The following is a 22,008-nucleotide window of genomic DNA, read 5'->3' on the forward strand; positions in this document are numbered from 1 at the left end:
TGGGAAGCCGTGGATGGGGATGGCGCTGGTGGCGGTTTCCCAGGTTGAGCAGGGAAGAGCGGGGATATCGCCCATGGGGGAGGCGGCTCGCGGCGGGAGAGCTCGCCCCCTCCCCTGTCTCCATCTTGGGCTTCCCGCGCCCAGACTCAATCCCTGCAGGTTGTCATCCGGTCGAAGGGGGGGCACGGGTACCGGATGCACCGGCCGGAGGGAGATTCAACCCCTTCTCGGTGCGAGGTCTTTCACGGCCGGCCCGTGGATCACGCGCCCGCTGGCGTCGTAGCGCGAGCCGTGGCAGGGGCAGTCCCAGGTCTCTTCGGCGCTGTTCCATGCGACGACGCAGCCCATGTGGGTGCAGGTGGGGTTGATGGCGCGGACCCGGCCTTCGCGGTCCCGGAAGACCCCTGCCTTCCTGCCCTCGATCATCAGGATCCTCCCCTCCCCGGGCCGGACGTCCGCGAGGTCCCCGGACGGCCGGGAGATCGCGCCGCTGATGTACTTCTCGGCCACCTCGATGTTGTGCACGAGGAACCTCCGGGCTGACGCCGTCGGTTTGAACCGGTCGGGGGCGTAGACACCGCTCCACGGGTTCTCGCGCCCCCGGATCATGTCGGCAAGGATCAGCGCGGCCACGGTGCCGTTGGTCATCCCCCACTTCCGGAAACCCGTGGCGATGTAGACGTTCTCGTGGCCGTCGGCGAGCGGGCCGATGTAGGGGACGCCGTCGATCGTGATGTAGTCCTGCGCCGACCAGCGGTAGTCGACGGACCGGAGCGGGTAGACCGACCGGGCGTAGGCCTCGAGGCTGCGGTAGTGCTCCCGCGTATCCGTGTCCTCGCCGGTCCGGTGCTGCATGCCGCCGACGAACACCAGTTCGCCGCCGCCGGCGGGCTGCGACCGCCAGGAGTGGGCGGGTCCGGCGGCGTTGATGAACATACCGTCCGGGAACGGCTCATCGAGCCGGACGCCGAGGACGTAGGAGCGCGACGGTTCCATCCGTGCGTAGTAAAACCCCGGCCCGTCGTAGAAGGGGTAGTGGGTCGCGAGGACCACGGCCCGGGCTGTCACGGTCCCGTTCTCCGTCCTGACCCGGCAGGAGCCCTTCTCGTCCTCCACCGCAAGCGCCCGGGTCTTCTCGAAGATCCGGCTCCCGGCTTCCGGCACCAGGGAGGCGAGGTGCAGGAGGTAACTGCGCGGGTGGAACTGCGCCTGGTCGGCGAACCGAACCGCGCCGTAGGTCCTCCCGGGGAGCGGGATCTCCTCCACAAACGCCGCCGGGAGCCCGAGGCCCCGTGCCGCGTCCGCCTCGGCCGCGACCCTCTCGCGGTCGTCCGCCGACTCCGCAAAGGTGTAGGCGGGCTTTCGCTCGAAACTGCACGGGATGGCGTACTCCTGGACCAGGGCTGCAATCTTCCCGATCGCTGCCTGGTTCGCGTCCGCGTACTGCCGGGCCTCTGTACTCCCGAACCGGTCGATGAGGTCTGCGTAGATCAGCCGGTGGAGCGACGTGATCTTCGCCGTCGTGTGGCCGGTCACCCCGCTGCAGACCCGATCCCCTTCGATCACGGCGACCGTGTAGCCGGCCTGCTTGAGCAGGAGGGCGGTGGTGATCCCGACGATACCCCCGCCCACGACCGCCACGTCGGTCTCGGTATCCCCCGGCAGGGGAGGATACGACGTCTCGGGGGTTGTCTCCATCCAGAACGACTCGTGCCTGCCCGGCAGGCTGTATCCGGCACCCGGCTCATGGTCCATACGTCACGCCTCCTTCTGCCCGCCCGCTCCTCACCCGCGGCGGTAGCCGCTCCCCATTATGCCGCGGCCATATATAGGTATGGGGCCGGCGGACTCCCCAAACGACGACACCCGGGGCCTCCACCCCGCCCCTGCTCGCCACTCCCCCCCGGATTACCTCCGCACGACTTCCTTTTGCACGAGATCCTTCACCGTCGGGCTCTCGATCACCCTTCCCCGGGCATCGTAGCGCGAACCGTGGCAGGGGCAGTCCCAGGACTCTTCCGCGTTGTTCCAGGCGACGGTGCAGGCCATGTGCATGCAGGTCGGGTCCAGCGTGTGGAGCGTGCCGCGCCCGTCCCGGTAGACCGCAACCTTCTGCCCGCCTACCTCGACGACCTTCCCCTCCCGGGGCGGTATCGCCGCGGCCTCCCGGGCGATGCGGTCGGCCCCGGCCACGACCGTCCCCCCGGCGGACCGGAGCGCCTCCCGGACCCCTGCGGGGGGAGCGGACTCTCCCCCGAACCGTGCAGGGTCAAAGACTTCTGCCCAGGGGTTCGTTCGGCCCCGGATCAGGTCGGCAAGGATCATCCCCGCCGCCGTGCCGTTGGTCATCCCCCACTTCCCGAAACCCGTGGCGACGAAGACACGATCGTGCCCCGGGGCGAGCGGGCCGATGTAGGGGACGCCGTCGGCCGTGATGTAGTCCTGCGCCGACCAGCGGTAGTCGACGGCCCGGACCGGGTAGACCGACCGGGCATACGCTTCGAGGCTGCGGTAGTGCGCTCTGGTGTCGGTCACCTTCCCGGTGTCGTGCGCCGCGCCGGTGACGATAGCGATCTCGCCGCCGCCGGCGGGCTGCGACCGCCAGGAGTGGACGGGTCCGGCGGCGTTGATGAATATACCGTCCGGGAACGGCTCGTCCGTCCGGAGAGCGAGCGCGTAGGACCTCGACGGCCGCATCCGGGCGAAGTACGCGCCGGGGATGTCGTAGATGGGGTAGTGCGTCGCGAGGACCGCGTAGCCGGAGTGAAGTGAACCCCGGTCGGTCCTGACCGTCACCCCGCCGTCCTGCTCCTTGATATCTACGGCGCGGGTCATCTCAAAGATGTAACTCCCCTCCCCCGGCAGGTGCCCGGCGAGCAGCAGGAGGTAGTTTCGCGGGTGGAACTGCGCCTGGTTCTCCAGGACGACCGCGCCGTGGGTCTCTCCGGGGAGCCCGACCTCCTCTGTGAACGCGGCCGAAAGCCCGAGGCTCTTTGCCGCGTCCGCCTCGGCCGCGACCCTCTCGCGGTCGTCCACCGACTCTGCAAAGGTGTAGGCGGGTTTTCGCTCGAAACTGCACGGGATGGCATACTCCCGGACGAGGGACGCGATCGCCTCGATCGCCGCCTGGTTTGCGTCCGCGTACTGCCGGGCCTTCCCGCTCCCGAACCGGTCGATGAGCCCCGTGTAGATCAGCCGGTGGAGCGACGTGATCTTCGCCGTCGTGTGGCCGGTGGCGCCCGTGATGATCCGGTAGGCGTCGATGAGGGCGACGGTCAGCCCCGCCCGTTTCAGCAGAAATGCCGTGGTGATACCCGCTATCCCGCCACCGATCACCGTGACGTCCGCCCGCCCGGCCCCGTCGAGGGGCGGAAATGCTGTCTCCGGCGACGTGGCTACCCAGTACGACTCCGCCATGCCCGGCAGATCGTTGTTCCCTTCTGGTGACTCTCCCATACCTCTCCCCCTCAGCGCGGGATGGATGCCCCGGCACCCACATAACGGTTGTGCCGGGTTAATGGTTGTGCAGGGTTACGGTGCGGGAGCCCCGGTGCTCGGGGGCATCGATCGCCGCATGCGCAGGGAGATCCCGGATAAGAACCGGGCACTGTCTTCCATCGGCTATCGCAAGCACTGCCCCCTTCCTGCGGGTGGGGGCGGGGAGGAGCGCGAAGCGCGCGGGCGGGTGGGGATGCCGGAGAGCGACGATGCGGGTATTCCCCGCGGGAGAGGGTTTCCCCTCCCCGGTCCCCTCCCCGTGGCGATATCCCACGGTCCACTGCACGGGGACAGGCCGGAGAAGAACCGGGCACGGCTTCCCACCGGATATCGCAAGCACTGCCCCTGCCCCGGGAGGGCAGGGGAGGAGCGCGAAGCGCGGGCGGGGTGGGGGTTGCCGGAGAGGACGTGCGAGTATCCCTCCAGGAAGCGCGGGCGGGGTGGGGATGCCGGAGAAGAGCGTATGAGTAGCCTACCTACGGGGAGGCAGTGCGGGGTGGGGGATGCCGGAGAGCGACGTAGTACGAGCAAGCACCCTTCCCCCGTGGCGATAGCCGCCACAGCCCACCGCTACGCCGGCGATCCCGGGGGAAGATCCAGGCCCGCCCCCACCCCATCGAGGGTGAGGCCCCGGGTCTATACGCGGGGGCCCGCCGGTATGCATAAGAGCGATCGCGAGCATGCAGGGCTGATCAGGATGAGCGCAATTCACGGGATCCGGGCCTATGAACGGTATGCAGGAAAGGAGACGATACGCCGCATCGAGGCAAAGGCGCGGCCGCTCCGGGATATGCACATCCTGCACATGAACTCCACCTACTACGGCGGCGGCGTCTCGCAGCTCCTCTCGTCCCTGACGCTTCTGCTGAACAGCCTCGGCATACAGACCGGGTGGCGCGTCGTGCATGGCCCGCCGGACTTCTTCAGCGTGACGAAGAAGTTCCATAACGCCCTCCAGGGAGCGGAGATCAACCTGACCGGCCGGAAGCAGGAGCTCTACGAGGAGGTCATCCGCGAGAACGCCATGCGGAACCACCTAAACCACGATATGGTCTTCATCCACGACCCACAACCCCTCCCGATGATCGCCCATTACCGGAAGAAGAGCCCCTGGATATGGCGCTGCCACATCGACCTCACCGCACCGAACCCGAAGGTCTGGAACTACCTCGTCCCGTTCATCGAGAAGTACGACGCCGTCGTCCTCTCGAGCAGGGAGTATCGCCAGAATATCAGGACGCCGCAGGTCTTCTCCATGCCCGCCATCGACCCCTTCTCCATCGTGAACCGGGAACTCTCCGAGAGCGCCATCGACGAGCGCCTCGCACACTACGGCATCCCGACCGACCTCCCCCTGGTCGTCCAGGTCTCCCGGTTCGACCGCTGGAAAGACCCGCTGGGGGTCATCCGGGCGTTTGAGAAAGCGCGGAGAGAGGAGGAATGCACCCTGGTCCTTGTCGGGAACGTGGCAACCGACGACCCGGAGGGCGCCGAGGTCTACCGGTCGCTCCTTGCTCACCGGGGCGAGCGGGTCATCATCCAGAGCGTCCAGGACGGGGCGCTCGTGAACGCGCTCCAGCGCCGCGCCGCGGTCGTCCTGCAGAAATCCATCCGGGAAGGGTTCGGGCTGACGGTATCGGAGGCGATGTGGAAGGGGGCGGCGGTGATCGGCGGGAACGTCGGTGGTATCCGCTACCAGATACGGGATGGGGAGAATGGGTTCCTGGTCTCCTCCGTCGACGAGGCGGCGGCGAGGATCGTCCAGCTGCTCCGCGACCCCGACCTTCGCGCACGGCTCGGGCATGCGGCGCACGAGACGGTGCGGGAGTGTTTCCTCTTCACCCGCAGCGTCGAGCAGTACCTCGACCTGATCGGCTCGTTCGAGCCGGATTTCCGGCTGCGGGAGATGAAGGAGCCCTCCTGTGGGGGATCCGCAAACCCGGGCGGGCCGGGACGGGAGCCTTGATGGGGAGGGCAATCGTTCGGTACAGATCTCGCGTGCGTCGACGGTGCACGGATGGCGGCATGAATCTCCCGCGCGAGACGGCATCACCGCTTGTTGCAGATGAGCTCACGCGGTGGCGCGAAAGACATGAAAGGGGTTGAAAAACACCCATACGAACGCCCACGTGCGCCGGCGGGGCGTGAAACAGCGGCGGGGTCACGCGCCGCACCCCGCGCCCGGGCCGCTATCGCCGAAATCCGGCGATATCCCCCGCGAAAAAACCCGAGCCTTTTTCTCCGAGCGGGTGCGATCACTGATCCGTGAATTCCATGGAGATCCAGGTAATCGGTGTTCAGGGCCTCCCCCTGATCCAGAAAGGCGACGACCTGCCCGCCCTCATCTGCGGCCGGGTCACGCTTGAAGACGGCGATATCCTCACCATCGCCTCGTCCGTCTACTCAAAGGCAAAGGGTTTCACCCGTGACCTCACCTCCATCACCCCCGGCGCGGAAGCCGTGCGGATCGCCGCAAAGACGAAGGAAGACCCCCGCTTCGTGCAGGCGGTCCTGGACTCGTCCACCGCGATCCTGCTTGAGTACCCGTTCATCCTCTCCGAACTGCCTTCCGGCCACATCGGTGTCCGGGCAGGCGTCGACCACAGCAACATCGAAGACGGCCGGATCATCATCCTCCCGCCCGACCCCATGGGGGCCGCCGCTGAGGTCCGGGACGCGATCCGCCGCATCACCGGAAAGGACGTCCGGGTGGTCATCACCGACACCTGCGGGCGGTCGTTCCGGCGCGGCCAGACCGGCATCGCCATCGGGTGGGCGGGAATGACGGCGATCAACGACTACCGGGGCGACACCGACCTCTTCGGCCACGTCCTCCAGATCACCGAGGAAGCGGTGGTCGACGAGATTGCGGCCTTCGCAAACTTCGTCATGGGCGAAAGCCACCAGGGGGTCCCCGCCGTGGTCTTCCGGAACTGCAGGGCCTGGAACGGGCACGACGCCGTCTACTTCGCGCCCGAAGAAGACATCATCAGGGCAGCCCTCGCGACGAACAAAAAGGATTAGAAGAGGGCATTGAGGATAAAGACTGCCACTCCGGTCACGGCGGTCAGGACGATCACGACCTCCGGGCTGATATGGATGGCCCGGTGGTCCTCGCTATCATAGTAGTTGACCAGGCCGGCAGAGGATACCAGTCTTCCGCCAGATTTTTTCGCCATACAGAAATATACTCCCTTGCCATATATAAAAGAAAGGTAGAACGATGCAGCAAGCCGCACCGTACGTCATCACCGGCCGGGCGCTCCTCGGCGAAGACCTCGTGGAAGAGGACGTCGCCATCACCGTCTCGGGGGGTATTATCACTGCGATAGAACCTTACCCGGGACCGCCGGACCAGTGGATCGTGCCCGCCTTCTTCAACGCCCACACCCATCTCGGCGACACCGTCGCGATGGACCTCCCCGCCCGGGGCAGCCTTGCCGAGCTCGTCAAACCCCCGGACGGCCTAAAGCACAGGATCCTCGCGGCAACCCCGCGGGCCGACCTCGTCAGGGGGATGCGGTCGAGCATCACGACGATGATCGCGACCGGGACGGCCGGGTTTGCCGACTTCAGGGAAGGGGGAGCCGCCGGTGTCGCGGCGCTCCGCGAGGCTGCGGCCGGGCTCGACTGCCGCCCGGTCATCCTCGGCCGCGAAGGCGGGGAGCGGGTGAGCGACGGAGCGGGCATCAGCAGCGTCCACGACGTGGCGAACGCCGAAGAGGTCGTCAGGGAGGCCCGGCAGGCCGGCCGGCTCGTTGCCTTCCATGCTGGGGAGAAGAACCCGGACGATATCGACGATGCGCTCGCGTTCGATCCCGACCTGCTCGTCCACTGCACCCACGCGACGGATGCGCATCTCCGCCGGATCGTTGATGCGGGGATCCCGATCGCCGTCTGCCCGCGGTCGAACTGGGCGCTCGGCGTTGCGGCATCGCCGGCCCACCCGCCGATCGCGCGCATCCTCGAGCTCGGGGGCCGGTTCCTTCTCGGGACGGACAACGTGATGTTCGTTCAGCCCGATATGCTCAGGGAGATGGCTTTTACCGCAACCGTCTACCGCGCGCCCCCCGGCGAGGTCCTGCGGGCCGCGATCGCGGGTGCGACGCTCGCTGGCAGGACCGGGTACCTGGAAATCGGGCAGGATGCCCGAATGCTCGTAGTAAATCCGGCAAAAGGCAATCTCTCCTTCAGCAGGGACATCCGGGCGACCATCGTAAAGCGGCTGGATTCATCCTCTATCAAACAAAATGTTTTAACCCTGCAGTAGAAATCAGATAAGAAGTATCTGTTCTGTGTGGTGTGTATGTTCCGTAAGATACTTGTTGCTATAGATGGTTCCGAACCGGCCGATCATGCGTTAGACGTGGCCATCGATGAGGCCGAAGTCCGGAACGCCGAGGTTCATGTTGTTTACGTGGTCGAATCCGGGCTGTTTTCATCCCTTCCCATGGACAACACACTCGAAATAATCTACAGTGTTTTGCAGAAGGAAGGCGAGGAGATCCTTGAATCCGCCCGGAAGAAGGCGGATGCAAAGAGGGTCTTGCTCACCACACACCTCCGGCAGGGGCATGCAGGATCCCAGATCGTCTCCCTCGCCAAAGATCTGGGCGTCGATCTCATCGTCCTCGGGTCTTATGGCAAGAGCGGCGTCGATCGCCTTCTCCTCGGGAGTGTGACCGACTACGTCGTCCAGAACAGCCCCATCACGACCATGGTGGTGAGATCATAACACCTTCGCGGCAGATGCTTGTCCGTGACTTCATGGTGACCGACGTCGTCTGCGTCGAGATTCCCGGGAACAGGGACGACGTCCTGCGCATCCTGAAACGTACGGGCATCAGCGGCGTGCCGGTCTTGAAAGACGGCGAGCTCGTCGGGATCATCACCCGAAAGGACCTCCTCCGCAAGGCGGAAGAGACCCAGCTCGGGCTCCTGATGACACCCAACCCGGTCGTCATCAGGCCGGACGCTCCCCTCTCAGAGGCGGCGCAGCTGATGGTGCGGCATAACATCAGGAGGCTCCCGGTCGTGGAAGACGGGTCCATGATCGGGATCATCAGCGTCGCCGACCTCATCGGCGCCATCGCCCAGATGCGCCTTGCCGTGCCGATCCGGGACAACTACGTCAGCAAGACCTATGCCCTCTGGGAGGAGACGCCCCTCTCGCTCGTCGGGAGGGTCCTTGAGATCTCGGGCTACGACGCCATCCCGATCCTGATGGAGGACGGCACGCTCACCGGCATCATATCGGAGCGGGACCTCATCAGGCACACCCGCATCGAGGACGGTGTCGAGGTCAGCGACTTCTCAAACGGTACTGATGACGACGAGTGGACCTGGGAGAGCATCCGGGATATGCACACCATCAGCTACGGGATATCACGGATCCAGCTACTCCCGATCCCCGTCAAGAATGCAATGGTCCGAAACGTCCTCGCCGTCCCTATCAACGCTGAGGTCGGCGAATGCGCACTGAAGATGCGGCGTGCCCGGGTCGACCAGCTCCCGGTTGTCAACGGGAACAAGCGGCTCATCGCCATGCTCTTCGACCGGGAGTTGATCAAGGTTCTGCTGCCGGACCAGCCGGGCTTACGAAAGAATTAAGGGGCAACATTATATAACATAGAGATGCTTATCGTATCGTGCTGAAACCCGGTACGACGATAAATTTATGTTTTATGATATCGCTGTATACGTTTGACCGCTTTTGAGCGATTCAAGCGTCTTTAATGGTTTTAGGGGTGCTTCAATGCTTGATACTTCCCAAGAGATTATGAAAGGTACAACCACGGTAGGACTGATCTTCAACGGGGGCGTGGTTCTTGCCACCGAGATGCGGGCGACGATGGGGAACATGATCGCAAGCAAGCGTGCCAAGAAGATCTACCAGATCACGCCGCGGATCGGCATGACCACTGCCGGCGGCGTCGGTGACGCGCAACAACTGGTCCGGATCCTCCAGGTCGAGTGCAACCTCTTTGAGATGCGCCGCGGCAAGACCATGTCGGTCGGTGCGGCATCGACCCTGCTCTCGAACTACTTAAACCAGAACCGGTACTACCCCTACTACGTCCAGCTCCTGATGGGCGGGTTCGACGACGAGGGGCCGAGCGTCTACTCCGTCGATGCGATGGGCGGGGCGACCAAGGAAGAGGAGATCGTCGCCACGGGGTCGGGGTCTCCCTTTGCCTACGGCGTGCTTGAAGACCAGTACCGCCCGGACATGAAGGAGGACGAGGCGCGAGACCTCGCCATCCGTGCCATCAGGTCGGCGATGCGCCGCGACTCCGCATCCGGTGAGGATATCATGGTGGTCGTGATAACGAAAGACAAATACGAGGAACACATTGAGCACGGGTTGCAGCGACCGTCTGCGGCCCGCTCCACAACCTGACATTTTTTAGGACGATTTTAATGGTGATTGAAGAGAAACTTCGGGAGCTTAAGGAGCAGATCAACAAGATCGTTCCCAGCGGGATTACGATCTCAGACGTCGAGTTCGAGGGGCCTGAGCTCGTTATCTACACTGACGACCCGAAACAGTTTGCCGATCAGGCGGACCTGATCAAGGTCCTCGCGCGTGACCTCAGGAAGCGCATCGTCGTGCGCCCGAATATCCTTGAAGACCCGGAACGTGCGGCCCAGGAGATCCGGGCCGTTGTGCCGGAGAACGCGGGGATATCCGACCTCTTCTTCGACCCGGAGACGGGTGAGGTCCTGATCGAGGCGGAGAAACCTGGTGTGGTCATCGGCAAGAACGGCATCACGCTGCGCGAGATCACAAAACAGATCGGCTGGACGCCGAAGGTTGTCCGGACACCGCCCATCGAGAGTACGACGGTGAAGCAGATCCGCACGTTCCTCCGGTCGGTGAAGGACGAGCGCAAGGCGTTTCTGCGCAAGATCGGCCACCGCATCCACCGGGAGGTCACGAGCAAGGACCAGTGGCTGCGGGTCACGACGCTCGGGTGCTGCCGTGAGGTGGGCCGGGCCGCGTTCCTGATATCGACGCCGGAGAGCAAGATCCTGGTGGACTGCGGCGAGAAACCGGGCAGCGCCGCGAACGGGACGCCGTACCTCTACGTGCCCGAGATCTATCCGCTCGGCTCGCTCGACGCGGTGGTGCTCACCCACGCGCACCTCGACCACTGTGCTCTCGTCCCCCTCCTCTTCAAGTATGGCTATGAGGGGCCGGTTTACTCGACCCCGCCGACGAGGGACCTCTCGACGATGCTCCAGCTCGATTACCTGGACGTCGTCCGGAAGGAGACGGATAAGATCCCCTACACCTCAAACGAGGTGCGGACCTACATGAAGCACTCCATCACCCTCAACTACGGCAGTGTGACCGACATCGCCCCCGACGTCAAGCTCACCTTCCATAACGCGGGGCATATCCTCGGGTCGGCCATCGCGCACTTCCATATCGGGGAGGGCCTCTACAACATCGCGTTCACCGGGGACTTCAACTACCAGAAGACGAGGCTCTTCTCCCCGGCGGTATCGTCGTTCCCCCGCCTCGAGGCGCTCTTCATGGAGAGCACCTACGGCGGGGCGAACGATATCCAGCCGCAGAGGAAAGACGCGGAAGAGAAACTCTACGAGACGGTTTCGGCGACGATCAAGCGCGGGGGCAAGGTGATCATCCCGGCGTTCGCCGTCGGGCGGTCGCAGGAGGTCATGCTCGCCCTCGAGGAGGGGATCCGGCGGCAGAAGATACCGCCGGTGAAGATCTACCTCGACGGGATGATCAAGGAGGCAACGGCGATCCACACGACCTACCCGGAGTACCTCAACAGCGATCTCCGGAACCAGATCTTCCGCGAGGGCTTAAACCCCTTCCTTGCCGACGCCTTTGTCCAGGTGGACTCGCCGGACCTCCGCGAGAAGGTGATCGGGGGCGACCCCTGCGTCATCATCACCACAAGCGGTATGTTGAACGGCGGGCCGGTGATGGAGTATCTCAAGGCCCTCGGCCCCGATGAGCGCAACACGCTTGTCTTCGTCGGTTACCAGGCAGAGGGGACGCTCGGGCGCCGTATCCAGAAAGGGTGGCGGGAGATCCCGCTCGGGTGGCGCGAGACGATCGTGATCAACCTCGAGATCGCGACGAGCGACGGGTTCTCCGGTCACTCGGACAGGAAGCAGCTGATGAACTACGTCGCCCACCTCCAGCCGCGGCCGGAGAAGATCTTCACCATCCACGGCGACGAGAACAAGACGCTTGACCTTGCAAGTTCCATCTACAAGCGGCACCGTATCGAGACGCATTCTCCCATGAACCTCGAGACCTACCGCATGATATAAGGATGCCGCGGAACCTGCCCGTTCTCCTCGGGATATTCGTGGTGATGGCGCTCTCGAACGCCGTCGTCCCGGTGCTCCCCGGTTTTGCGGAGGGGGCGGCGATGCAGGGTGCGGTCTACGCCGCCTATTTTTTGGGCACGTTCATCACGGTGCTGCCGGCCGGGATAGCGAGCGACCGGCTTGGCCGCGTGCCGCTCATCCGTGCCGGGCTTCTCCTGACGGTCGTAAGCGGGGTCCTCATCCTGCTCTTCCCCTCGGGCCTGCCGCTCCTGCTCTTCCGGGCGGTCGAAGGGCTCGGGGCCGGGCTCTTCCTCTCGGCGGCGCTCGCGTGGGCGAACTCGCACCCGTCGGCCGGGCAGATCAGCGGGTACGTCATGGCGGCCCAGAACCTCGGTCTGGTCGCGGGGCTTCTCGCCGCGGGGTGGCTGGATGCGGCCTTCGGGAGCCATCTGGCGGGGATCGCCTTTTTTACGGCGCTCACCATCCCTGCGCTCGCGCTGAGCGCCACCGTCAGGGAGAGCGACCACGGGGGGTTTGCGCAGGCCGATCTCTCTCTCGTCGTCCGGAACTACTTCTGGCTCTTTACCGCGGCCGCCGTCCTCGTGGGGATGACCGGGGTGGCGGCGGCTCTCTACCCGGGGTACACGGGGAGCGATCCGTCGCTCCTTGCCCTTCAACTCGCGACGGTCAACATCGCGACCGTCGTTGCCGTGCTCGTCGCCCCCCGCCTCGACCTCTGTCCCGTCCCGACCATCCGGGTCTCCTCGCTCCTCATGGCCGGGGCGGTCGCGGCGGGTTACGTGACGCCTTACGCCCTCCCTGTCATCGGGGCTCTTGCCGGGGTGATCGTCGTCGCGGTGCTCGCGTTCCTTGCAGAGACCGGGATCCAGCAGGGTGCTATGACCGGGCTCTTCAATACCGCAACCTACGCCGGGTTTACGGTTCTCCCCGCTCTTGCCGGGCTGGTCGCGGGAGAGTTCGGTTTTCTCCCCGCGTTCCTCCTGCCTGCCGGGATGGCGGCGACGATGGCGGTCACGATCGGCAGGTGCCGGTGCAGGTGCCCTGCCTGACGGAGCGCATCGATTCCAGACGAACAGACCCTATCTGGCCTTCGCCCCATCCCGCACAGCGCGCTCCACACCGGTGGCATACCCACACGTTTCTCCGGCACCCCCCACCCCACCCGCGCTTTCGCTCCTCCCCGCCCTCCCGGGGGCGAGGGCAGTCATGGCGATAGCCAGGGGAAAGCCGTATCAGGGGGTGGTGCTGGCGGTGGTTTTTCGGGAGAAGGGGGGAGCGAGCCGGAACTGGTTCGACCCCGGGATCTCCCGTGCAGTGGACCGTGGTGGCTATCGCCACGGGGGTGGGGACGGGGAGGGGCCCCCCTCCCGGGCAAAATGTCACCCAAAGTTCCTCTCCGGCAACCCCCACCCGCCTGCGCTTCACGCTCCTCCCCCCCTCCCGGGGCAGGGGCAGTCATGGCGATATCCGGTGGGAAGCCGTGCCCGGTTCTTCCTGGGATCTCCCGGACAGTGGACCGTGGGGATATCGCCATCGGGGGAGGGGACCGGGGAGAGGGCGGGAGCAGCACGTGGGGATACCCGGGAAAAGCCGTCCCCGGGAATGCAAACACCCGGGCAATGCGAAAAAGATCGATGATCCCCCATGTTGATAGTGCCGGTGATCGAGGACCGTTACAGGAGCGCATATTACCGGCCCCGTCCATAGGATCACCGCATGAAACTGCTGATCAACGGCGAGCGGCGCGACGCGGTCTCCGGAAAGACGTTTACGGTGCGTAACCCGGCAACGGGGGATGTGCTCGGGGAGGCGCCGCTCGGCGGCGAGGATGACGTCCGGTCTGCCGTGGAGGCGGCGGGGGAGGCGTTCGCGGACTGGTCGGCGAGAAACCCGAGAGCCCGGGCGAAGATCCTCTTCTTTGCCGCAGAGGAGGTGCGCCGCAGGAACACCGATCTTGCGGCTCTCCTGACGGCCGAGCAGGGGAAACCCATCCGCGAGGCGGTTGATGAGATCAACGGGTTTGCAAACATCCTCGAGTACTATCACGCCCTCTCCGCGGGGGAGCGGGGGGAGTTCGCGAACCTCCGGGGCTATGGCCGTACCATCGTCCTCCGGCGCCCGCTCGGCGTCTGCGGCGCGATCGTCCCCTGGAACATGCCCGCGATCATCATGGGCTGGAAGATCGGGCCGGCTCTCACGGCGGGAAACACCGTGATCCTGAAGCCCGCGACGACGGCCCCGTTGACCTGCATGAGCCTCGCGGAGATCCTCGAGGGCGCCGGGCTCCCGCCGGGCGTCCTGAACGTCGTCACCGGCCCGGGGGAGACGGTTGGCCGGGAGATCGCGCGAAACCCGGGCATTCGGAAGGTCTCGTTCACCGGCGAGGCCGGGACCGGGAGGCAGGTCGCCCTGGATGCCGCGCCGGCATTGAAGCGGGTCACGCTGGAACTCGGGGGGAGCGATCCGATGATCGTCTGCGGCGATGCCGATATACCGATGGCGGTCGAGGGGGTCGTCAGGGGGCGGTTCTACAACTGCGGGCAGACCTGTACGGCGGTAAAACGGCTTTACGTCTTCGACTCGATTGCAGATGAGTTTATCCGGCGCCTGAGATCAAGGGTCGAGGCGCTCGTGGTCGGGAACGGTATGGACCGCGGCGTCGATATGGGCCCGCTGAACAACCCTGCGGGGCTTGAGCGGGTGATGCGCCTGGTGGATACGGTCCGGGAGCACCGAGACGGGGAGATCGTCGCAGGGGGGCGGGTTCCCCGCGGGGAGGAGTACGAGCGAGGTTTCTTCTTCCTGCCGACGCTCGTTGCCGGTCTCCCGCACGACTCCCCCCTCTTCTCTGAGGAGGTCTTCGGCCCGGTGCTCCCGATCGCGACCGTCGCGGACCTCGACGAGGCGCTCGAGCGGGCGAACGACAGCCGCTACGGTCTCGGGGCGTCGGTCTGGACCCGGAGCGCGGATCTGATCGCCCGGGCGACGGAGGGGCTTGAGGCGGGGATCGTCTGGGTCAACCAGCACCTGAAGGTCCCCCCGGAGGTGCCGTTCGGGGGGACGAAGGAGAGCGGTATCGGGAGGGAGAACGGCAACCGGGCGCTCGAGGAGTATATGGAGGAGAAGGTTGTGATGATACGCTTGTGAGATGGAAAGGGAGGCCCGGAGCCCCCGGGGATGGTCCGGGCGGCCGGTCCGTCTCGCGAGGCGCTATGCCCCTGCTGCACCGGGCCGTCTTCGTGTGCAGATAGCGGGCTGGTTCACCTCACCTGTGGGTCCTGGGTGCACGGGGCGGGTGGTCAACCGCTCGCGTGAGACTCTGTCATTGCCCTCTGCCATCAGCTCCCGCGTTGCCGCGAAGATCGCGGGGAAGGAGTGCGTGAATCAGCCCCGGATGCGTGGGAGCATCCGGCCTGAGGCGGCAGGCCCGGGAGGTCTGCCCATCTTCCCGGGGATGCGGGGTGCTGAGTCTTTGGGGGATCTCCAGGAAAGGGTTCCGGCCGGGAGCCTTCGAGAGGCAAAAAGGTCACTTACGTGGTTATTTCTGCTATTGAGGATGTTATCAGAATAATCGTAATATTTATATATAAATATAGACATGCCTTTAGGCCTCCCAAGGGGGGAAAAGTGGTATGAACCGATGGATAACTCTGTGCGCGTGCATCTTTGTCCTTCTGGCCGTTCCGTTTGCCGTGACGGCGGCGCCGGTCGGGGATGAGAATGCAACCATGACACCCGGCGGCGTGACCGGGAACGTGACCGGGAACGTGACCGGGAACGTAACCGGGAACATGACGGTTGCCGGGTATATCGCCCAGGACCAGAACCTGACAAGGCTGGCCGAAGCACTCAACGTAACGGGACTCTATGACGTCCTGAACTCCGGAGGGCCGTATACGGTCTTTGCCCCGAGCGATGATGCATTCAACGCTCTCGGCAACGATACGGTGAACCAGCTCTTCAACGATACCGCGAACCTGACTACGGTTCTTCAGTACCACGTCGTTGAAGGCGAGTACACCTCGGCGAACCTCACCGCTATGACCGGGAACCAGACTGGAAACCAGACTGATAACGCGTCGAGCGGCGGTGTCTTCGGTATCCTCGGCGGGCTCTTCGGCGGAAGCGAGACCGGGAACGCAACCACGAACGCGACCGGGACTGCGACGACGCTGCAGACGCTCTCCGGTGAGAGCCTGAACGTCACCGTCAGCAACGGCAAGATCATGGTCGGGAACGCTACGGTCACCACGAAGGACATCAACACAACGAACGGCGTGATCCACATCATCGACCAGGTGCTGCTGCCTCCGGGCCTGAACCTGACCACGACCGGGAACGAGACGGTGGCAGGGAACGCGACCGGAACGACAGGGTACACGACGATGGCGTGAGGCAGCCGGGCGGGAGACCGGAGCGGCGCATGCCGTTGCCGGCCCCCGGTATCGCCCGGCAGGCAGTCGCTGTCGTTCCTGGCTGTAAGCGCCACCCCTTTTTTCCGGGCGTCCTGCCCGCCGCTCTTCGGGTATCGGACGGCAGAGATACCCTGTCTTCCCGCGCTCTCTTCGCTCGCAACCCGGGAGAACCGTGCGGGGCGCGGGCGGGTACAGATGGCCGGCAGAGATGCCCTGCAGATCGCCGTGATCTGTTCACTGCGATCGGGGGATGTATGCTTGTGGCTACGGGCACTGGGGGATACCTGAATTCTGGCCTCGATCCGATCGGAGCGGCGTTCGGGTTATATATGACAATATTTTTATATTAATGAGATTATTCATCTGTCCGCAAGGGGGGATATGCATGAAACGACCTTTACTGTTCAGTTTGTGCAGCGTCCTTCTCCTCCTGGTCGCTACCGCAAGCATGGCGATCTCGATTGGAGAAGGGCCTGTCGAGCTGAGTCCTGATGAGTATGTGAACATTACGCCTGTAAACAGCACCGAATCCTATAGGGTGCCGCAGACAACGGTGCTCGGAGCACTTGACGCAGCCTCGAAACTCGGAAACTTTACGTACCAGGTCGCCGCGGACCTGCCGCCGGAAGAGGGGAATCTCAGCATCGTATCGATTGTGGATATACAAAACGAGGTTGTGAACGAAACCCCGTATGCCTGGGCGTACTGGGTGAACGATGAGCCGGGAACGACCGGACCTGCGGTGACGAACGTCACCGACGGCGACAATCTGACCTATACGTACGGACCTCCGGACCACTCCATAGATAACGCCTCGTATACGCTGAGAGTCTACGTCAGCGTACCCGGGGCAGCGGTGAACGTGACGCCGACACCGACCGTAAACGTCACCCCGACGCCGACGGTGAACGTGACTCCGATCACCGGGGCGAACGTCACCATTGTATCGCCGGAGGAGGGTGCCAGCATCGCTGCCGGGAACGTGACGGTTACGGTGGACCTGACGAACTTCACGCCGATCGAACCGACCGGGCAGCCGAACGCGCCGGGTGAAGGCCACCTGCACTACTACCTCGATGCCCCGATACCGACAAATGAGAGTGCGCCCGCTATCCCGGAGACCGGTGGCTATGTCATCTCCACGAACACCTCCTACACCTGGGAGAACGTGACGCCGGGCGAGCACAACCTCTCGGTCCAGCTCGTCAACAACGACCACACCCCGCTCATCCCGCTCGCGTTTGACACGGTCAACGTGACGGTCACCGGGGAGGGGAATGTAACGCCGACACCGACAGTGAACGTCACGCCGACCCCGACGGTGAACGTCACGCCGACGGTGAACGTGACCCCGACGCCGACAGTGAACGTCACGCCGACTCCGACGGTGAACGTCACTCCGACTCCGACAGTGAACGTGACCCCGACGCCGACAGTGAATATCACTCCAACGCCGACAGTGAATGTCACCCCGGCGGTGAACGTGGCTGATGAGATCGTTACAGGGCTTTCCGGGGAGGAGGACCTGACAACATTCACCGGACTTGTGAACAACTCGACCATCGGGGAGGATCTCGATGTGAACAGGACCTACCTGGTGTGCGCTCCGACCAACGCCGCGTTTGCCGGGCTCGGTAACCAGACACTCTCGGCTATCCAGAACGACACAACGCTCTTAAACAGCATCCTCGAGTACCACATCATCGAGGGGGATTACACACTCGAAGAACTCGCGATGCTGTGCCAGAATGCAACCGACGGCAGGATTCGCCTGACGACCGTTGAGGGATCGGATGTTAACATCTCGTTCACCGACAGCGGTCAACTGGTCATCAACGACATCGCTGTCGTGGACCAGATCCGGATCACGAACACCATCATCGTCTACGTGCTCGACGGTGTCCTGATCCCGCCGGGAACCACACTCCCGACGCCGACCCCGACAATGAACGTCACTCCAACGCCGACAATGAACGTCACGCCGACCCCGACGATGAACGTCACTCCGACTCCGACAGTAAACGTCACCCCAACGCCGACGATGAACGTGACTCCGATCACCGGGGCTAACGTCACCATCGTATCGCCGGAGGAGGGTGCCAGCATCGCTGCCGGGAACGTGACGGTTACGGTGAACCTGACGAACTTCACGCCGGTCGAACCGACCGGGCAGCCGAACGCGCCGGGTGAAGGCCACCTGCACTACTACCTCGATGCCCCGGTGCCGACAAATGAGAGTGCGCCCGCTATCCCGGAGACCGGCGGCTATGTCATCTCCACGAACACCTCCTACACCTGGGAGAACGTGACGCCGGGCGAGCACAACCTCTCGGTCCAGCTCGTCAACAACGACCACACCCCGCTCATCCCGCTCGCGTTTGACACGGTCAACGTGACGGTCACCGGGGAGGGGAATGTCACGCCGACACCGACAGTGAATGTCACTCCGACTCCGACGGTGAACGTGACCCCGACACCGACAGTGAACGTCACTCCAACGCCGACAGTGAACGTCACTCCAACGCCGACAATGAACGTCACCCCGACACCGACGACGACCGGCACTCCGAAACCGACGGTGACGCCGGGAGTACCGGTGAAGAGCATGGATCTCGAGCTTTACAAAGGCTGGAACTTCGTCTCCATCCCAAGGCCGCTCTCCCCGGGCAACAACACCGCGATTGAGGTCTTCGGGGACGTCGACACCGGCGGAAGGCCGATCTACACCTATACCCCGGGGGCCGGCTTTGAGACTCTGGGCGCGAATACGACCCTGGAGGTCCTTGACGGCTACTGGGTCTATTCGACCGAGGCCATGACCGTGAAGCTGAACTTCAGCACCAACCCGGTGATGGCCCCCGCGTCCAAGGCTCTCTCCCCGGGATGGAATGCCATCGGCTACTCCGACCTGACTCCGCTGAGCGCAAACGACTCGCTCATATCGGTGGAAGACAACTGGGTCTATGTCGTCGGCTACGACGCGGAGAACCAGAACTACCAGCCGGCACTCGTCAACGGTCTGAAGGGGGCTCAGGGTGAGAACCAGAAACTCTTCCCGACCGAGGGCTACTGGCTGTTTATGCGCGAGGATGGCACACTGGCTGCCATCAGCGCCTGACCCTTTTTTTTGACGATCTGGACACTTCCCGGCCCTGCTCGGTCCCACATCGCCCTATCCTTGAGCCCGCGACTGCAGGCCCGGGCGCCTGTTGCTGCCGGGAAACACCGGACCCTCTAAAAAATGACTTCCCGGGGGAGACCGGGTTTCAGGGGGAGGCGGGTGCGGCCGTTGGCCGGCTGAACCGGTCCATCACGGAGAGGACCGCGGGCATGACCAGGATCGCGCCCATGAGCGAGAACCCGACGGTGATGACCGTCACGATCCCGAAGTTAGAGATGATGTTGAACGTCGAGAGCAGCAGCGCCGAGAACCCGAAGACCGTCGTCATCCCGGACACCGTGATGGCCGTCCCGATCTTCTGCACCGCCTGCTGGATCGCCTCATACAACTCCTTCCCGCGCCTCCGCTCTTCGTGGAACCGCTCCATGATCAGGATGGTGTACTCCGAGGCTACCCCGATCGTCATCGACCCGAGCACCGCGGTCAGCGGCGTATAGTCGAGGCCGAGCAGGTACATGATTGCCCCGTTCCAGCCCACGATGAAGATGATCGGGATGACCGGCGAGACCGCCGTCGCCTTCCGGTAGACAAGGAGCAGGAAGAGGAAGATCAACAAAAACCCGAGGACGGTCATCATCGTCTTGCTCTCCGAGATATCGGTCATCAGGTTGGTGAACATCTCAAGCATCCCCGTCGGCGTTGCCGTGATGCCCGGCGGCGGGCTCTTCCACGCAACGTCGCTCTTCATCCGGTCCACGAGCGAGAGGGCGACCTCGTTCTCCATCTCGACAAGCCCGAACTCGATGACCGTCTCGGTATTGCCGCTCAGGTACTTCTCTTTCGTTGCCTCCGGGATGCGCTTGAGGACCTCATCGACCTCCTGCTGGGTCGCCGGCATCCGGCCGCCGTTGTACTGGACCAGGTAGGTGACGATACTCGTGGCCGACGTGATCTTATCGTTGTTTGCGACCTCATAATCCCCAAACTCCTTCATCCATGTCAGGGTGTCCAGGTTCGTGACGCCGCCGCCCCTGATATAGAGCGTCAGGGTTTCCGTCGACCCCATGACGCGCCGCATCTTCTGCAGGTCAACGACCGCCGGCATATCATCAGGGACGAAGGTCTCCTCGTCTGAGTTGATGGGGATGCTGGCGTCGAGGTGCACGCCGGCAAGCGCGACGAGCCCGAGAACCAGGAGGATCGGTATCGGATGTCGTGCAATCTTTCCCGCAACGCCGCCGAGGAACCGGTCGTAGGCCGCCATGCTGGAGCCGGTGGACGCGTCCCCTTCTGCCTTCGGGCGGTACCTGACCAGCATGCCGAACGTCGGGACGATGATCAGGGCCGATATGTAGCAGAAGATCACCCCCATGACGCAGACCAGCCCGAAGTCGCGGACCATCGGGACGGGGGAGACCCACATGGCGATGAACCCGAGGGATGTCGCGATCATCGCGTACAGGATCGCGGGGCCTGAGTTCCGGATAGTCGTCATCACCGCTTCCCCGAGCGGGGAGGTCCGTGCCTCTTCATCGAACCGGGACTGGAACTGGATGGCGTAGTCGATACCGATCCCGATCAGCACCGGGAACGCGCCGATCACGACCATGCTGATCGGGATCCCGACAAGCCCCATGGTGCCGAAGGTCAGGATAAGTCCCGTTCCCACCACGAAGACCGGCAGGAACCGGTAGCGGACGTGCCCGAAGAGGAGCCCTACGGCGAGCACCATGAGGAGCATGGCGGCGCCGATCAGCACACCCATCGATGCGTTGATCTCCTCCCCCATCTGCTTGGCGAAAGCAGGGGAACCGGTCACGGTCACCTTGACGCCCGGGGGCATATCAGAGCAGCTGATGCGCGATTCGATGCTGTCGATGACCTGGTTCCGGGTATCCGAGGAAACCCCGGGCGCGAGGGTGACGGCGCTGATCGTCATCATGTTGGACGGGAGGTACCGGGAGAGGAGTTCCGGCGGCACCCGTTCCTTTGCCATGCTGATCTCCGCCTCGGATGCGGGGAGCGCGCCCCCGTTCACCTGCTTCACCATGTCGGTGATGCTCATGGTGCCGGCGACGTACTCCTCGCGGGCGATCTCGGACTGTAGCCGGTCTATATAGGCGAGGACGTCGGTATCGAGGACGTTGTCGCATTCGAAGAGCAGCATGATCGAATCGGACTTGAATGTGTCCATGTACTTGTCGAGCAGGGCACCGCGGGGCGTGCTCTTGTCGATGTAGGTATCGCGCCCCGTCTCCATGGTGGTCTGGCCCATGCCGTAGAGTGCAACAATCATGACGAGAACAAAGAGCGCGGCGACTGCTGCGGGTCGCCGCGTGATGCTCTCGGCGATTAGTTCAAATGGTGATCTCACGCTCTGCCTCCACTTTCATATATATCTCCGCATCAGGGAGATAAATGATTTGTTGCGAATGAGACAACAATCGGGATCGAGCTGCCGGCACCGGGATCGACGATCGAGGTATACGGGTGGCCGCGCAGTTCAGGGCGCTGTCGCACCGGGTCGCTTTCGCGGGATTCATGCCGTCTTTGCGATCGTCGCGGCAACGCGAGAGTCAGTGGTACGGGTGGTAAATACGGCCTTACGCGAAGGGGGCGTCACATGCCCATCTGCCGTTC

15 protein-coding genes are annotated in these 22,008 nt (G+C 64.0%); 11 read left to right on the forward strand and 4 right to left on the reverse strand.

What is annotated here, in order from left to right:
* Nucleotides 1–216: 216 nt before the first annotated feature.
* Both QZ408_RS14010 and QZ408_RS14015 read right to left on the reverse strand, forming a co-directional pair.
* On the reverse strand, nt 217–1,755 hold the full coding sequence (locus QZ408_RS14010) for an FAD-dependent oxidoreductase (RefSeq protein WP_292492453.1): 1,539 nt from the start codon (nt 1,753–1,755) through the stop codon (nt 217–219).
* Between the two features lie 153 nt (nt 1,756–1,908).
* Nucleotides 1,909–3,456: an FAD-dependent oxidoreductase gene (locus tag QZ408_RS14015; RefSeq protein ID WP_292492454.1), complete on the reverse strand. Its 1,548-nt coding sequence runs from the start codon at nt 3,454–3,456 to the stop codon at nt 1,909–1,911.
* Between the two features lie 700 nt (nt 3,457–4,156).
* On the opposite strand from QZ408_RS14015, the gene QZ408_RS14020 reads away from it, so the two are divergent.
* Nucleotides 4,157–5,464, forward strand: a complete 1,308-nt coding sequence (locus QZ408_RS14020; RefSeq protein WP_292492456.1) for a glycosyltransferase — start codon at nt 4,157–4,159, stop codon at nt 5,462–5,464.
* A 308-nt stretch (nt 5,465–5,772) separates the two neighbouring features.
* Nucleotides 5,773–6,522: a coenzyme F420-0:L-glutamate ligase gene (locus QZ408_RS14025; RefSeq protein WP_292492639.1), complete on the forward strand. Its 750-nt coding sequence runs from the start codon at nt 5,773–5,775 to the stop codon at nt 6,520–6,522.
* Here QZ408_RS14025 and QZ408_RS14030 read toward each other — a convergent pair.
* Nucleotides 6,519–6,677 carry a preprotein translocase subunit Sec61beta gene (locus tag QZ408_RS14030; RefSeq protein ID WP_292492460.1) on the reverse strand — a complete coding sequence of 53 codons (159 nt, stop codon included), beginning with the start codon at nt 6,675–6,677 and terminating at the stop codon, nt 6,519–6,521. The two genes, QZ408_RS14025 and QZ408_RS14030, sit on opposite strands and share 4 nt — an antisense overlap.
* Nucleotides 6,678–6,721: 44 nt before the next feature.
* Here QZ408_RS14030 and QZ408_RS14035 point away from each other — a divergent pair, with 44 nt between their 5' ends.
* The 9 genes from QZ408_RS14035 (at nt 6,722) to QZ408_RS14075 (ending at nt 19,365) form a co-directional block, all read left to right on the forward strand.
* A complete protein-coding gene (locus QZ408_RS14035; RefSeq protein WP_292492461.1) occupies nt 6,722–7,768 on the forward strand; it encodes an amidohydrolase family protein in 1,047 nt (348 codons plus the stop codon).
* A gap of 36 nt (nt 7,769–7,804) precedes the next feature.
* Nucleotides 7,805–8,233 (forward strand): universal stress protein, encoded by a 429-nt coding sequence (locus tag QZ408_RS14040; protein ID WP_292492462.1) that lies wholly within the window; start codon nt 7,805–7,807, stop codon nt 8,231–8,233.
* Nucleotides 8,234–8,247: 14 nt separating this feature from the next.
* Nucleotides 8,248–9,108, forward strand: a complete 861-nt coding sequence (locus QZ408_RS14045) for a CBS domain-containing protein (RefSeq protein WP_292492464.1) — start codon at nt 8,248–8,250, stop codon at nt 9,106–9,108.
* Nucleotides 9,109–9,253: 145 nt separating this feature from the next.
* Nucleotides 9,254–9,898: an archaeal proteasome endopeptidase complex subunit beta gene (psmB, locus tag QZ408_RS14050; RefSeq protein WP_292492467.1), complete on the forward strand. Its 645-nt coding sequence runs from the start codon at nt 9,254–9,256 to the stop codon at nt 9,896–9,898.
* Between the two features lie 20 nt (nt 9,899–9,918).
* Nucleotides 9,919–11,811, forward strand: a complete 1,893-nt coding sequence (locus QZ408_RS14055; RefSeq protein WP_292492470.1) for a beta-CASP ribonuclease aCPSF1 — start codon at nt 9,919–9,921, stop codon at nt 11,809–11,811.
* Between the two features lie 2 nt (nt 11,812–11,813).
* On the forward strand, nt 11,814–12,881 hold the full coding sequence (locus QZ408_RS14060) for an MFS transporter (protein ID WP_292492474.1): 1,068 nt from the start codon (nt 11,814–11,816) through the stop codon (nt 12,879–12,881).
* Nucleotides 12,882–13,548: 667 nt separating this feature from the next.
* Nucleotides 13,549–14,979 carry an aldehyde dehydrogenase family protein gene (locus tag QZ408_RS14065; protein ID WP_292492476.1) on the forward strand — a complete coding sequence of 477 codons (1,431 nt, stop codon included), beginning with the start codon at nt 13,549–13,551 and terminating at the stop codon, nt 14,977–14,979.
* Nucleotides 14,980–15,464: 485 nt separating this feature from the next.
* The gene (locus tag QZ408_RS14070) at nt 15,465–16,226 is read left to right on the forward strand and encodes a fasciclin domain-containing protein (protein WP_292492478.1); all 762 of its coding nucleotides are present in this window, start codon (nt 15,465–15,467) and stop codon (nt 16,224–16,226) included.
* 406 nt (nt 16,227–16,632) lie between these two features.
* The gene (locus QZ408_RS14075; protein ID WP_292492480.1) at nt 16,633–19,365 is read left to right on the forward strand and encodes a fasciclin domain-containing protein; all 2,733 of its coding nucleotides are present in this window, start codon (nt 16,633–16,635) and stop codon (nt 19,363–19,365) included.
* Between the two features lie 148 nt (nt 19,366–19,513).
* Here the strand turns inward: QZ408_RS14075 and QZ408_RS14080 are convergent, their stop codons facing one another.
* The gene (locus QZ408_RS14080; RefSeq protein ID WP_292492485.1) at nt 19,514–21,742 is read right to left on the reverse strand and encodes a hydrophobe/amphiphile efflux-3 (HAE3) family transporter; all 2,229 of its coding nucleotides are present in this window, start codon (nt 21,740–21,742) and stop codon (nt 19,514–19,516) included.
* Nucleotides 21,743–22,008 lie beyond the last annotated feature (266 nt).

The organism is Methanoculleus sp. 10, assembly GCF_913757945.1.
In the GTDB taxonomy this organism is placed as follows: domain Archaea; phylum Halobacteriota; class Methanomicrobia; order Methanomicrobiales; family Methanoculleaceae; genus Methanoculleus.

Bases quoted from the DNA above. Each gene is read 5' to 3' on its own strand.
- QZ408_RS14010 (WP_292492453.1), bottom strand. From the start codon at position 1,755: ATGGACCATGAGCCGGGTGCCGGATACAGCCTGCCGGGCAGGCACGAG.
- QZ408_RS14015 (WP_292492454.1), bottom strand. From the start codon at position 3,456: ATGGGAGAGTCACCAGAAGGGAACAACGATCTGCCGGGCATGGCGGAG.
- QZ408_RS14020 (WP_292492456.1), top strand. From the start codon at position 4,157: ATGCATAAGAGCGATCGCGAGCATGCAGGGCTGATCAGGATGAGCGCA.
- QZ408_RS14025 (WP_292492639.1), top strand. From the start codon at position 5,773: ATGGAGATCCAGGTAATCGGTGTTCAGGGCCTCCCCCTGATCCAGAAA.
- QZ408_RS14030 (WP_292492460.1), bottom strand. From the start codon at position 6,677: ATGGCGAAAAAATCTGGCGGAAGACTGGTATCCTCTGCCGGCCTGGTC.
- QZ408_RS14035 (WP_292492461.1), top strand. From the start codon at position 6,722: ATGCAGCAAGCCGCACCGTACGTCATCACCGGCCGGGCGCTCCTCGGC.
- QZ408_RS14040 (WP_292492462.1), top strand. From the start codon at position 7,805: ATGTTCCGTAAGATACTTGTTGCTATAGATGGTTCCGAACCGGCCGAT.
- QZ408_RS14045 (WP_292492464.1), top strand. From the start codon at position 8,248: ATGCTTGTCCGTGACTTCATGGTGACCGACGTCGTCTGCGTCGAGATT.
- psmB (WP_292492467.1), top strand. From the start codon at position 9,254: ATGCTTGATACTTCCCAAGAGATTATGAAAGGTACAACCACGGTAGGA.
- QZ408_RS14055 (WP_292492470.1), top strand. From the start codon at position 9,919: ATGGTGATTGAAGAGAAACTTCGGGAGCTTAAGGAGCAGATCAACAAG.
- QZ408_RS14060 (WP_292492474.1), top strand. From the start codon at position 11,814: ATGCCGCGGAACCTGCCCGTTCTCCTCGGGATATTCGTGGTGATGGCG.
- QZ408_RS14065 (WP_292492476.1), top strand. From the start codon at position 13,549: ATGAAACTGCTGATCAACGGCGAGCGGCGCGACGCGGTCTCCGGAAAG.
- QZ408_RS14070 (WP_292492478.1), top strand. From the start codon at position 15,465: ATGAACCGATGGATAACTCTGTGCGCGTGCATCTTTGTCCTTCTGGCC.
- QZ408_RS14075 (WP_292492480.1), top strand. From the start codon at position 16,633: ATGAAACGACCTTTACTGTTCAGTTTGTGCAGCGTCCTTCTCCTCCTG.